14 protein-coding genes are annotated in these 12,335 nt (G+C 71.9%); 2 read left to right on the plus strand and 12 right to left on the minus strand.

The window, feature by feature from the left end; translation table 11 throughout:
- Nucleotides 1-83: 83 nt before the first annotated feature.
- The 8 genes from ACFVST_RS13735 to ACFVST_RS13770 all read right to left on the minus strand — a co-directional run bounded on the left by ACFVST_RS13735 (nucleotide 84) and on the right by ACFVST_RS13770 (nucleotide 7,651).
- The gene (locus ACFVST_RS13735) at nucleotides 84-893 is read right to left on the minus strand and encodes a DUF3159 domain-containing protein (protein WP_390150145.1); all 810 of its coding nucleotides are present in this window, start codon (nucleotides 891-893) and stop codon (nucleotides 84-86) included.
- 3 nt (nucleotides 894-896) lie between these two features.
- Nucleotides 897-1,319, minus strand: a complete 423-nt coding sequence (locus tag ACFVST_RS13740) for an OB-fold nucleic acid binding domain-containing protein (RefSeq protein WP_390150148.1) — start codon at nucleotides 1,317-1,319, stop codon at nucleotides 897-899.
- 67 nt (nucleotides 1,320-1,386) lie between these two features.
- Nucleotides 1,387-2,070 (minus strand): response regulator, encoded by a 684-nt coding sequence (locus ACFVST_RS13745; protein ID WP_390150150.1) that lies wholly within the window; start codon nucleotides 2,068-2,070, stop codon nucleotides 1,387-1,389.
- Nucleotides 2,067-4,664 (minus strand): DUF4118 domain-containing protein, encoded by a 2,598-nt coding sequence (locus ACFVST_RS13750; RefSeq protein WP_390150153.1) that lies wholly within the window; start codon nucleotides 4,662-4,664, stop codon nucleotides 2,067-2,069. The genes ACFVST_RS13745 and ACFVST_RS13750 overlap by 4 nt, the downstream gene beginning before the upstream one ends.
- A gap of 177 nt (nucleotides 4,665-4,841) precedes the next feature.
- Entirely contained in the window at nucleotides 4,842-5,585 is a 744-nt protein-coding gene (locus ACFVST_RS13755) for an ABC transporter ATP-binding protein (RefSeq protein WP_390150155.1), read from the minus strand.
- A 158-nt stretch (nucleotides 5,586-5,743) separates the two neighbouring features.
- Nucleotides 5,744-6,538, minus strand: a complete 795-nt coding sequence (locus ACFVST_RS13760; RefSeq protein ID WP_390150158.1) for a DUF3710 domain-containing protein — start codon at nucleotides 6,536-6,538, stop codon at nucleotides 5,744-5,746.
- Nucleotide 6,539: 1 nt separating this feature from the next.
- A complete protein-coding gene (dut, locus tag ACFVST_RS13765; protein WP_390150161.1) occupies nucleotides 6,540-7,070 on the minus strand; it encodes a dUTP diphosphatase in 531 nt (176 codons plus the stop codon).
- A complete protein-coding gene (locus tag ACFVST_RS13770) occupies nucleotides 7,067-7,651 on the minus strand; it encodes a PaaI family thioesterase (RefSeq protein ID WP_390150164.1) in 585 nt (194 codons plus the stop codon). The genes dut and ACFVST_RS13770 overlap by 4 nt, the downstream gene beginning before the upstream one ends.
- A gap of 126 nt (nucleotides 7,652-7,777) precedes the next feature.
- Here ACFVST_RS13770 and ACFVST_RS13775 point away from each other — a divergent pair, with 126 nt between their 5' ends.
- Complete coding sequence (locus ACFVST_RS13775) at nucleotides 7,778-8,251, plus strand: DUF3093 domain-containing protein (RefSeq protein ID WP_390150167.1); 474 nt, start codon at nucleotides 7,778-7,780, stop codon at nucleotides 8,249-8,251.
- 33 nt (nucleotides 8,252-8,284) lie between these two features.
- On the opposite strand, the gene ACFVST_RS13780 is transcribed toward ACFVST_RS13775, so the two are convergent.
- The 4 genes from ACFVST_RS13780 to ACFVST_RS13795 form a co-directional block, all read right to left on the minus strand.
- Nucleotides 8,285-9,193 (minus strand): hypothetical protein, encoded by a 909-nt coding sequence (locus ACFVST_RS13780; RefSeq protein ID WP_390150170.1) that lies wholly within the window; start codon nucleotides 9,191-9,193, stop codon nucleotides 8,285-8,287.
- A gap of 11 nt (nucleotides 9,194-9,204) precedes the next feature.
- Entirely contained in the window at nucleotides 9,205-9,501 is a 297-nt protein-coding gene (locus tag ACFVST_RS13785; protein WP_119295704.1) for a DUF4193 domain-containing protein, read from the minus strand.
- Between the two features lie 411 nt (nucleotides 9,502-9,912).
- Nucleotides 9,913-11,160 carry a sensor histidine kinase gene (locus ACFVST_RS13790; RefSeq protein WP_390150174.1) on the minus strand — a complete coding sequence of 416 codons (1,248 nt, stop codon included), beginning with the start codon at nucleotides 11,158-11,160 and terminating at the stop codon, nucleotides 9,913-9,915.
- 7 nt (nucleotides 11,161-11,167) lie between these two features.
- Nucleotides 11,168-11,821: a response regulator transcription factor gene (locus ACFVST_RS13795; RefSeq protein ID WP_390150177.1), complete on the minus strand. Its 654-nt coding sequence runs from the start codon at nucleotides 11,819-11,821 to the stop codon at nucleotides 11,168-11,170.
- A 309-nt stretch (nucleotides 11,822-12,130) separates the two neighbouring features.
- On the opposite strand from ACFVST_RS13795, the gene ACFVST_RS13800 reads away from it, so the two are divergent.
- Nucleotides 12,131-12,307 carry a hypothetical protein gene (locus ACFVST_RS13800; RefSeq protein WP_390150180.1) on the plus strand — a complete coding sequence of 59 codons (177 nt, stop codon included), beginning with the start codon at nucleotides 12,131-12,133 and terminating at the stop codon, nucleotides 12,305-12,307.
- Nucleotides 12,308-12,335: the final 28 nt, after the last annotated feature.

Below are 12,335 nucleotides of genomic sequence, written 5' to 3' on the forward strand. Positions count from 1 at the left end.
GGTTTTGGCCCCACCGCCCCCCCAAGACGTGGGGCCCCCCCGGCATCCGGGGGCCCCCCACTCGTGTCGGATGTGCTGCCGGGTCAACCGTTGCCGTCGCTGCCAGGCCCGGCGGCTTCGGCGGTCCGGGCTTCGGCGCGGGCCCGCTCGCGTTCGCGTTCCGCCTGCTCCTCCGCCTCCATCTCGGCGTAGACATCGATCGGCGGCGGTGCCTTGACGAGGAAGATCCAGGTCAGCCAGACCGCGAGCAGGAACGGCGGGATCTTCAACGCGATGAGGACCCAGCCGAGTTGGGCGGTGTCGGCCCACCAGTACAGCGGGAAGAGGATGGCGCACTTGGCGAGCAGGATCAGGCCCCAGGCCCAACTCGCCTTGCCGTAGGCCGCCTTGCGGCCCGGGTTGCGGGTGCGCCAGGAGTAGTTCTCCTTGAAGATCGGGCCGAGGATCAGCCCGATCAGCGGCACCCCGGCGAGCGTGGTGACGATGTACGCGACGGCCAGGCCCAGCGTGTACAACATGCCCGGCAGATAGAAGTCCTTGGCGTTGCCCGTCATCATGGCGAAGACCACACCGAAGGCGACCCCGAAGACCCCGCTGAAGGCGTGCTTCAGGGTGTCCCGCTTGACCAGCCGGACCACCACCAGCAGCAGCGAGACGCCCAGTGCGGCGATCGCGGACAGGTGGAGGTCCTTGTTGACGGTGAAGATGGAGACGAAGAGCAGGCCCGGCAGAACCGTCTCCACCAGGCCGCGCACCCCGCCGAAGGCCTCGAACAGCGCGGCCTCGGTCACCGACCGTGCGGCCTCGCCCGGGGACGCACGGTCGTCGCCCCCTGTGGTCGCGGTGTCGTCCTCCGTACTTCGCTGGTGGGTCGGCTTGTCGAGGGACGTCACCGGCTACTCCCGTCCGAGGGGTCTGAGTTCGTACTTCGGGTTGAACAGCACCCTGCGGCCGTGGCTCATGGAGATCCGGCCGGAGGCGATCAGCTTGCGTCCCGGCTCGATACCGACGATGGAACGCCGCCCCAGCCAGACCACGTCCAGCGCGGCCGAACCGTCGAAGAGTTCCGCCTCCAGGGCGGGAACTCCGGCGCGGGGCCGCAGGGTTACCGTGCGCAGGGTACCGGTCACAGTGACGATCTGGCGGTCATGGCAGTCCCCGATACGGGTGCAGCCGGTGGTCTCGGTGTCCTCCCGCAGCTCCTCCGACTCCAGGTCCTCCTGGGACGCGGAGATCTCGGACAGCCGGTCGAGCATCCGCCTCAGCCGGCCCGCCTGCTTACCGGAACCCTGCTTACCGGAACGGGGAACTGCACTCATACGGGAAGCGTACCGGGGACGGGCCCTGGTCAGAGAACTGGTGCGGGAACCGGCGGTACGGCGGCTGTCAGCTCTCGAAGCGGTAGCCCATGCCCGGTTCGGTGATGAAGTGGCGCGGATGGGACGGGTCGGCCTCCAGCTTGCGGCGCAGTTGTGCCATATAGACCCGCAGGTAGTTGGTCTCGGTGCCGTAGGAGGGGCCCCACACCTCCTGGAGGAGCTGCTTCTGGCCGACCAGCCGGCCCGCGTTGCGCACCAGCACCTCCAGCAGATGCCACTCGGTGGGGGTGAGGCGGACGTCGCGGCCGTCGCGGTGGACCTTCTTCGCGACGAGGTCCACGGAGAAGTCCTCGGTGGCGACGACGGCCTCCGTCCCGTCGGCCCCGGTGGGCTCGGCCCGGCGGACGGCGGCGCGGAGCCGGGCCAGCAACTCGTCCATCCCGAAGGGCTTGGTGACGTAGTCGTCGGCGCCCGCGTCCAGCGCCTCGACCTTCTCGTCGGAGCTGTGCCGGGCGGAGAGCACCAGGACAGGCACCCGGGTCCACCCGCGCAGGTCGCGGATGACCTCCACCCCGTCCATGTCGGGCAGCCCCAGGTCGAGGACGACCACGTCGGGGTGGCGGGCGGCGGCGAGTCGCAGTGCCTCGGCGCCGTCCGCGGCGGAGTCCACCTCGTATCCGCGCGCCTTGAGGTTGATCACCAGTGCGCGGACGATCTGGGGTTCGTCGTCCACCACGAGCACCCGGGTCATCGGTGCCCTCCCGTCTTGTTCTCTTCGTCGGGCCGCTGCTGGGGGACGGGCCGGCGCTGCCGCGGAGCGGTGGCCGGCGGGCGTTCGCCCGCGGCGGCCAGGGTGAACACCATGGTGAGGCCGCCGCCGGGGGTGTCCTCCGCGTCCAGGGTGCCGCCCATCGCCTCCACGAAGCCGCGCGCCACGGCGAGACCGAGGCCCACTCCGGCGCCGCGCGGGGCGTCGCCGTGCCGCTGGAACGGGGCGAAGATGCGCTCCTTCGCCTCGTCGGGGACGCCGGATCCGCGGTCCACGACGCGGAGTTCGACCCGGCCGCGCAGGGCGCTGGCGGCGACCAGCACCGGCTGCCCGGCGGGGCTGTACTTGGCGGCGTTCTCCACCACGTTCGCCACCGCCCGCTCCAGCAGGCCGGGGTCGACGGAGACGATGGGCAGGGTCTCCGGGATGTCGAGGGTGACGGCGGACTCCGGGTCGGGGACGCCGCCGAGCGCCATCGGCACCACCTCGTCCAGGTCGGCCTCGCGGATCAGCGGGGTGACGGTGCCGGTCTGGAGGCGGGACATGTCGAGGAGGTTGCCGACGAGGTGGTCCAGGCGGTCGGCGCCGGACTCGATGGCGGCCAGCAGCTCCGCCCGGTCCTCCTCGGACCAGGCCACGTCGTCGGAGCGGAGCGAGGAGACCGCGGCCTTGATCGCGGCGAGCGGGGTGCGCAGATCGTGGCTGACGGCGGCGAGCAGCGCGGTACGGATGCGGTTGCCCTCGCCCAGCGCGCGGGCCCGCTCCGCCTCCGTTTTGAGGCGCTGCCGGTCGAGGACGACGGCGGCCTGCGCGGCGAAGGCGGCCAGTACGCGGCGGTCGGCGGCGGGCAGCACCCTGCCGGTCAGGGCCAGCCGCATGTGCTGGCCGCCGCCCGCGGGCATGTCCACATCGGCGTCGTCGGGGCGGGCCGGGGGGTGCGGTCCGACGGCGGCGGCCCGGGTCCAGGGCGCCAGGTCGTCGGCCCGCTCCAGCAGCGCCACGGACTCCATGGTGAAGGTCTCCCGCACCCGTTCCAGCAGGGCGTCCACACTGGTCTCGCCGCGCAGCACATCGCCCGCGAGGAAGGAGAGGATCTCCGACTCGGCGCGCAACCGGGCCGCCTGATGGGTACGCCGGGCGGCCAGGTCGACGACGGAGGCCACCGCCAGGGCCACGGCCATGAAGACGGCCAGGGCCACGATGTTCTTCGGGTCGGCGATGGTGACCCGGTGCTGCGGCGGCGTGAAGAACCAGTTCAGCAGCAGGGAACCGACGACGGCCGAGGCCAGCGCGGGCGCCATCCCGCCGAGCAGGGCGGCGGCCACCGTCAGCGACAGGAACAGCAGCATGTCGTTGGCGAGCCCGAGATCGGCCTCGACGTTGGCGAGGAGCAGCGCCAGCAGCGCCGGACCGGCGATACCGGTGAACCAGCCGGCCAGGGTGCGGGATCGGCCCAGCCGTGCCCCACGGGCGACGGGCAGCCCGCGGCCCTTGGCGATCGCCTCATGGGTGACGATGTGCACATCGAGATCGGGCCCCGACTCCCGGGCGACGGTGGCGCCGACCCCGGGCCCGAAGGCGTACTCCCAGGCCTTGCGGCGGGACGAGCCCAGCACGATCTGGGTGGCGTTGACGCCGCGCGCGAAGTCCAGCAGCGCGGCGGGCACGTCGTCGCCTATGACGTGGTGGAAGGTGCCGCCGAGGTCCTCCACCAGGGTGCGCTGGACGGCGAGTTCCTTCGGGGAGGCGGACCGGAGGCCGTCGCTGCGGGCCACATACACGGCGAGGACCTCACCTCCGGCGCCCTTCTCGGCGAGGCGGGCCGCGCGGCGGATCAGGGTGCGGCCCTCGGGGCCGCCGGTGAGGCCGACGACGATGCGCTCCCTGGCCTGCCAGGTGGAGCGGATGCCGTGCTCGCCGCGGTACTGCTGGAGGTACTCGTCCGCCCGGTCCGCGACCCACAGCAGGGCGAGTTCGCGCAGCGCGGTGAGGTTGCCGGGGCGGAAGTAGTTGGAGAGCGCGGCGTCGACCTTGTCGGGCTGGTAGACGTTGCCGTGCGCGAGGCGGCGGCGCAGCGCCTGGGGCGACATGTCGACCAGCTCGACCTGGTCGGCATGGCGCACCACCTCGTCGGGCACCGTCTCCCACTGCCGCACACCGGTGATGGACTCCACCACGTCGCCCAGGGACTCCAGATGCTGGATGTTGACGGTGGAGACGACGTCGATCCCGGCCGCGAGCAGCTCGGCCACGTCCTGCCAGCGCTTGGCGTTGCGGGAGCCCGGCACATTGGTGTGGGCCAGCTCGTCCACGAGGGCGACGGTGGGACGGCGGGCCAGCACCGCGTCGACGTCCATCTCGGTGAGGGCGGCGCCGCGGTGGGTGAGGGTGGCGCGGGGCACCTGCTCCAGGCCGTGCAGCAGGGCCCGGGTCCGGGGCCGGTCGTGGTGCTCGGCGAAGCCCACGACCACGTCCGTGCCGCGCTCCCGCCGCCGGTGCGCCTCGCTGAGCAAGGCGAATGTCTTGCCGACGCCCGGCGCGGCCCCCAGATAGATCCGTAGCTTGCCGCGTCCCATGTCCTCATCGTCTTCCGTGCCCGGCCCCCGGCCCTCCGGCGCAGCACCGTGCCGACCCGTGCGGCGCGGGACCCCGGAGCACTCTACGACCGTACGGCGGGGCTGACCTGCCCCGTCAGGATGCGGGCGGGCGCCTTGACAGAACTCTGATACGGGGCGGGCCGGGCTGCCAGCGGCTCAGTGCGCGGTGATCTCCCCGTCGGAGAGTTCCAGGACGCGGTCGGCGAGGTCGAGCACGGCGGGGTCGTGGGTGGCGACGAGCGCGGTGACGCCCTCGCTGCGGACCACGGCGCGCAGCAGCTCCATCACGGCGTGCCCGGTCTCCTGGTCGAGCTGGCCGGTGGGCTCGTCGGCGATGATCAGGTCGGGGCGGTTGGCGAGGGCGCGGGCGATGGCGACGCGCTGCTGCTGCCCGCCGGACAGCTCCCCGGGCCGCTGCGCGGCATGGTCGGCCAGCCCGACCAGGGACAGCAGCAACGCGACCCGCTCGTCCCGCTCCCGCTGCGGGGCACGGCGCAACCGCAGCGGGACGCCGATGTTCTCCGCGGCGGTGAGGATGGGGATCAGCCCGAAGGACTGGAAGACAAAGCCGATACGGTCCCGCCGCAGCCCGAGGAGGCCGTCCTCGCCAAGGGTGGTCAGCTCGGTGCCGTCGAGGGTGACAGTGCCGGAGTCGGGGTGGTCGAGACCGCCGACGAGGTTGAGCAGAGTTGTCTTGCCGGAGCCGGATCGGCCTTTGAGAGCGGTGAGCTCACCACGCCGCACCTCGAAGGACACCCCGCGCAGCGCGTGTACCGCGGAGGCCCCGGAACCGTACGACCGGTGCAGCCCGCGGACGGTGACCATGGGGCCCTCGCCGGCCCTGGCGGCCACCGCGGTCCCGCCCGCCGCGGTGTGCGGCATGGCCTCGTGCTCCGACATCTGTGTCTCCCCCCTGGGGTCCGGCGGGGTCTCCCCTGACCTCCGCCGCGGGCCGGGCGCCAGTATGCGCACGGCGTCCCACCGGGGGCAACGGGCGGGGAGGAGCGACGGGGGCCGCCCGGTCGGACCGGCCTGCGGCCGACCCGACCGGCAACCGCCTAGCGGACCTCGGTGATCTCCGGGCCGCGGGCCAACTGCCCCATACCGCCGGAGAATCGCGAGCTGCTCTGCTCCTCCTGCTGCACACCCTCCGGCACCATCTGCGCGTCGTTCGGCAGCTTGAGCACGATCGGGTCGCGGGGGGCCATCGGGCCGTCGCCGCGCACCACCACCGCGTCCCGGAAGATCTGCTCCAGCAGCCCCGCGGCCTCCGGCTGGACGGCGCCCTGGCCGGAGATCACACCGCGCAGGAACCAGCGCGGCCCGTCCACGCCGACGAAGCGGACGACCTGGAAGCCGCCGGTACCGTCCGGCAGTTGCACCGGGACCTGCGCCCGCAGCTCCCAGCCGAGCGGGCCCTCGACCTCGTCGATGATGCCGCCCTGCTGGGTGATGCCGGTGGCGATCTCCTCGCGGACCTCGCCCCAGATGCCCTCGCGCTTGGGTGCCGCGAAGGCCTGGAGCTGGACGGCGCTGTCACCGACGACGACGGTGGCCGCGACGATCGCGTCGCCCGCCACCTCGACCCGCAGCTCCATGCCCTCGACACCGGGCACGAACAGCCCGCCCAGGTCGACCCGGCCCTCGGCGGGATCGCCGACCTCGGTGCTGTCCCAGGGTCCGTCGGGGCGCGGCTCCGGTTCGAGCCTGACGCGCTCCGGCTCGTCCGTCGCCCCGCTGTCGCCGTCCCCGGCGCCCTCGGCGTTCTCGGCCGCCGTACCGGTCTCGCTCACCGCCTCGGCCGCGTTCTCCGCGCCCTCGTCGGAGTTCTTCTTGTTGCGACGTCCGAACACGTCACTGTCCTTCCCGGTCGGAAACGACCGCTGCGTATTGGTTCCCACCCGTGTGCCCACCGGTGCCGCCGCCCACCCGGGCATGTCCGCCGGTGGACCCGAAGCCCCCCTCGGCCCGTACCGAGACGGGAAGTTCCGCGACCTCCTGGAAGCGCACCTTCTCGACCTGCTGGACGACCAGTTGGGCAATCCGGTCGAAGCGCTCGAACCGCACCGCCTCGCGCGGATCGAGATTCACCACGATCACCTTGATCTCTCCACGGTACCCGGCATCGACCGTCCCCGGGGCATTCACCAGGGCGACACCCAGCCGTGCGGCCAGCCCTGACCGGGGGTGGACGAAGGCCGCGTACCCCTCCGGCAGGGCCAGGGAAACCCCGGTCGGCAGCACCGCGCGCTCCCCCGGTGCGAGCGTGCAGGGCTCGGTGGTGCGCAGATCGGCGCCGGCGTCCCCGGGGTGCGCGTAGGCCGGCAGCGGCACCTCGGGGTCGAGGCGCTTGATCTGCACCGGCAGCTCGGGGCGGGCGGTCACGGGTTCACCTCGAAGGCTCGGGCCCGGCGCACCTGGTCCGGGTCGTCCATGGCGGCCTGGATCTCCTCGGCTCTGCCGTTCTCGATGAAGTGGTCGACCTTCACCTCGATGAAGAGGCCCGCCGCGCGCACCGCGACCGGCCCCTCCGGGCCCCCGATCCGGCCGGTGGCACGGGAGTAGATCTTGCGGTCGGCGACCGCGGTGATCTCGGCCTCCAGGTGCAGCACGGTGTCCACCGGCACCGGCCGCAGGAAGTCGGTCTCCAGCCGGCCTGTCACGGCGATGGTCTGGAGCAGCCAGTTCAACGAGCCGAGGGTCTCGTCCAGGGCGGTGGTCAGCACCCCGCCGTGGGCGAGGCCGGGGGCGCCCTGGTGAGCGGGGCGCACGGTGAACTCGGCGGTGACGCTGACCCCTTCACCGGCCCGCGCCTCCAGATGCAGCCCGTGCGACTGCTCCGCGCCGCAGCCGAAGCAGCGGTCGTAGTGCGCACCGAGGAGCTCCCCGAGTGCGGGTGCGTCGGGGTGCCGTACCGGGGCGACGGCGTCGGCCGGGGGCGTCAGGGCTGAAGTAGTACCACTCACAGGCGCAGACCTTACCCCCAAGTACGGGGCCGCCCGGAGGGCCTGTGGATAACTCCGGAACGCGGGGCCGGGGCCCGGTACCGGGCCGTGCGCTGGTGTGCCGGCGGGCCGTGCCAAGCTTGGTCCATGCAGCCTTCCGCCCCCGCCTCCGCCCCGGCGTATGAAGAACGTCTGACAGCGCCCCGTTCCTGGTGGCTGATCTCCCTGCTGGTGGGGGTCGCCGCGGCGCTCATCCTGCTTCCGCTGGGGGTGCTGCCGATGCTCGGCGGTCTGGTCGGCGGTACCGCGGTGGCCGCGGTGATGGCCAGCTCGTACGGCTCGGTGCGGATCCGGGTGGCGGGTGGGCAGTTGATCGCCGGGGAGGCGCAGATCCCGCTGTCGGCACTCGGTACGGCGGAGGTGCTGGACGCGGAGGCGGCGCGGGCCTGGCGGACGCATCGGGCGGACACCCGCGCCTTCATGCTGCTGCGCAGCTACATCCCGTGCGCGGTGAAGGTGGAGATCACCGACCCCGCGGACCCGACGCCGTACGCCTATCTCTCCTCGCGCCGGCCGGAGCGGCTGGTGGCGGCACTGACCGCGGTCCGCGCCGAGGACTGAACAGTCCGGGAAAGGCCCCGGTACGAGGGCCGCTCAGGCCTCGGGCAGTTGGCCGCGGAGGTCGGCGGGGAGTTCCCCGGGCTGCAGCACGTCCTCGGGGGCAGGCAGTGCGGGCTGGTCGGCCAGCGCCTGCCACGGCACCTGGCGGCGGCGCAGGTCCGCACGGATGTGCCCGGCGAGCCGGCGGGTGTCGCGGCGGTTCATCACGGCGCCGACGGTGGCGCCCACCATGAACGGGGTGAGGCTGGGCAGGTTGCGCAAGGTGCGCTTCATGATCTGCTGGCGCAGCTCGCGTTTCATCTGCCCGCCGAGCGCGACGTCGAACGACGAGAGTTTCAGGGCGTAGATACCGCGTTCCTGCGACCAGGAGCCGAGATAGGCGGTGCTGCGGGCGCCGAGTCCGCCGGGCGGCCGCAGACCGTACACCTCGTGCAGCTCGGCGATGAGTTTCAGCTCGATGACGGCGACGCCGGTCACCTCGGTGGCCAGCTCGGTCGGCATGGCGGGCGGCACCGGAAGCATGGCCGCCGCTCCCACCCCCGCACCCACGGCCGAAGTGGCCCGGGCCGCACCGGCCACCAGCTTGTCGGCCAGCTCCTCGGGGCCGAGTCCGGGAAACTGCCGCCGGAGAGTCGCCAGATCCCGTACGGGAACGCGGGGGGCGAGGTCGATGATCCGGTCGGCGACGAGGGCGATGCCCAGCTTGGCCAGGCTGCCGCTCTTGGCGATCGAGGCCCGTACTGCCGCGCCGCGCCGGGCCGGGGGCGCCGCGGTGGGCTCGGGGTCCTGCTCGGGGAGTCGCTCGCCGCCCTCGTCCGGGGCGGCTGCTTCGAGCGAGGCCGGCCGGCCTCGCTCGTCCTCGTACACACCGGGGGACGTGCCCTCGCTGTCCGCGCCCCGCTTACGGAAGCGGGGCCTGCGGGACGGGGGCGAGCCTTTCACAGCCGTCCAGCTCAGTCGCAGTCGCGGCAGATCGGCTGGCCGTTCTTCTCGCGGGCCAGCTGGCTGCGGTGGTGCACCAGGAAGCAGCTCATGCAGGTGAACTCGTCCTGCTGCTTGGGCAGTACGCGGACCGCGAGCTCCTCGTTGGAGAGGTCCGCGCCGGGCAGCTCCAGCCCTTCCGCGGCCTCGAACTCGTCCACGTCGACATTGGAGGTGGACTTGTCGTTCCGCCTGGCCTTGAGCTCTTCGATGCTGTCCTCGTTGAGGTCGTCATCGGTCTTGCGTGGAGTGTCGTAATCCGTTGCCATGTCGCTCTCCCCCTCTGGGTGTTTGCGGTGTCTCAGCGCACGTAACGCATGAGAGGCCGGACTTGTGCCCGACCTGAGGCGGAGATTTTGCCTCACATCAAGGTCTGTTACTCAATCGACACCCAACCGGTCTCCGCGGGGGTGATCGGCTTGGATGGCGAAGGGCACCGTACACGGTCCGAAAGCCCGGCTTCGCAGGCGCCACCCCGTGTACTTCCCGTCATCCCGACCTCGGGAAACCCGGATCTTCCGGGCTTCTCACCGAGGCCTTGCTCACAGAGCGTGCCCACCGGCCACGGTGTCGCTGTGATGGATTGCACATCCGAACCACCATGAACAGGTCAGGAACATTCTGCCCAAAGCGAACACCTCGCCATGTCGGGGGCAGGATGCCAGATCCGGTCGCCGTTGTCAGATCGGCAGCGTGACGCGCATCACCAGGCCTCCCCCCTCCCGCGGCTGCGCCATGATCCGGCCCCCGTGCGCCCGCGCCACCGAGCGCGCGATGGACAGCCCCAGGCCAACCCCCTTGTCACTGCCCGTCCGCTCGGTCCGCAGTCGTCTGAAGGGCTCGAAGAGATTGTCGATCTCGTACGCCGGGACCACCGGGCCCGTATTGGACACCACCAGCACCGCCTGGCCGTGCTGGGTCTGGGTGCTGACCTCGACCCAGCCGCCCGGGGTGTTGTACCGCACCGCGTTCTGCACGAGGTTCAGCGCGATCCGCTCCAGCAGCACGCCGTTGCCCTGGACCACCGCCTGGGCCCGCTCACCGCGGATCTCCACATCCCGCTGGTCCGCCTCGGTACGCACCTGGTCGATGGCCTGCCCGGCGACCTCGGCGAGGTCCACCGGTTTCCGCTCCACGATCTGGTTGTCGCTACGGGCCAACAGCAGTAGTCCTTCGACGAGTTGCTCACTGCGCTCGTTGGTCGCCAGCAGCGTCTTGCCCAGTTGCTGAAGCTCGGGGGCGGCCGCCGGATCGGAGAGCTGCACCTCCAGCAGGGTGCGGTTGATGGCGAGCGGGGTCCGCAACTCGTGCGAGGCGTTCCCCACGAAGCGCTGCTGGGCGGTGAAGGCCCGCTCCAGCCGCTCCAGCATGTCGTCGAAGGTGTCGGCCAGTTCCTTCAGCTCGTCGTCCGGGCCGTCCAGCTCGATCCGCCGGGACAGGTCCGAGCCGGCCACCCGGCGGGCGGTGCGGGTGATCCGGCCCAGCGGCGAGAGGACCCGGCCGGCGATCGCGTAGCCGAAGGCGAAGGCGATCACGGAGAGGCCGAGCAGCGCCAGCAGGGAGCGGCTCAGCAGATTGTCCAGCGCCTCCTGCCTGCGGTGGCTGACGCAGGCGTTCAGCGCGGCGTTGAAGGCGCCCACGTCCTGGGTGCCGGTGGCCGAGGGCAGGCCCGGGCAGGCGTCGCTGGAGACCGTCACCTTCCCGGAGAGGATCTTGAACGGCAGCTCGTTGCCGACGTGTACGGCCTGGGCGGCCAGCAGATAGATGATCGACAGCAGCAGGATTCCGGCGATCAGGAACATGCCGCCGTAGAGAAGGGTGAGGCGTATCCGGATGGTGGGCCTCAGCCAGGGGAAGGGCGGATCGGCCCGTCTGGGGTCCCAGGTCGGTTTCGGTGGCGCCGGGGGCGGCGCGGGGCTCGCTGCCACGGCGGCCTCAGATCCGGTAGCCGGAGCCGGGCACGGTGACGATGACGGCGGGCTCACCGAGCTTGCGCCGCAGCGTCATCACCGTCACCCGGACCACATTGGTGAACGGGTCGGTGTTCTCGTCCCAGGCCTTCTCCAGCAACTGCTCCGCGGAGACCACCGCGCCCTCGCTGCGCAGCAGCACCTCCAGCACCGCGAACTCCTTCGGTGCCAACTGCACCTCGCGGCCGTCCCGGAAGACCTCCCGCCGGTTCGGGTCCAGCTTGATGCCGGCGCGCTCCAGCACCGGCGGCAGCGGCACACTGGTACGCCGGCCCAGGGCCCGCACCCGGGCGGTCAGCTCGCTGAAGGCGAAGGGCTTCGGCAGATAGTCGTCGGCGCCGATCTCCAGGCCCTCGACCCGGTCGCTGACGTCTCCGGAGGCGGTCAGCATCAGGACCCGCGTCGGCATACCCAGCTCGACGATGCGGCGGCACACGTCGTCCCCGTGGACCACGGGGAGATCGCGGTCGAGGACCACCACGTCGTAGTCGTTGACGCCGATCCGCTCCAGGGCGGCCGCACCGTCGTACACGACGTCGACGGCCATGGCCTCCCGGCGCAGTCCGGTGGCCACCGCATCGGCGAGTAGCTGCTCGTCCTCGACGACGAGTACACGCACGTCGCTGTCCTTCCTGTGTGCCCTCGGCGGGCGGACGGGGGTGGAGCCTCCATCCTGCCTCTTTCGGCCATAAACCGGCTGTAAGGCGGGGGGCCTCCCGCCTGGGGCTTCGCGGGAAGTCCGCGGTTTTCTGCGATGGTCAGGTTTCCGGGGCGCCGTGCCCGGGGAGGACGACTTCACACCCGCGATCACGCTTTGTGTGTGGCGTGCCACAAAGCACCCCTTCCGTCGTGCGGAAGGAGACGTGATCGCCCCTCAGCCAGGGCACACCCCCGTGCCACCGACGACCCAGGACGAGGGGGCGCAACCATGGACGCATTCACCGCAGGTCTGCTGCAGCGCATAAGGGCGGCCGAGTCCGAGATGGACCGGGCACGTGAGACAGGCGACGACTTCCTCGTGGAGGTCGAGCAGGGCGAGCTGGACGATCTGCGCCGGCTGGCCGCCGAGCACGGCGTCGAGGTCAGCGCCTCGCAGCACGCCTGACACCGACCCGATCGACCCTCCGGCCCCG

This window comes from Streptomyces sp. NPDC058045, assembly GCF_042885635.1.
GTDB lineage: Bacteria > Actinomycetota > Actinomycetes > Streptomycetales > Streptomycetaceae > Streptomyces.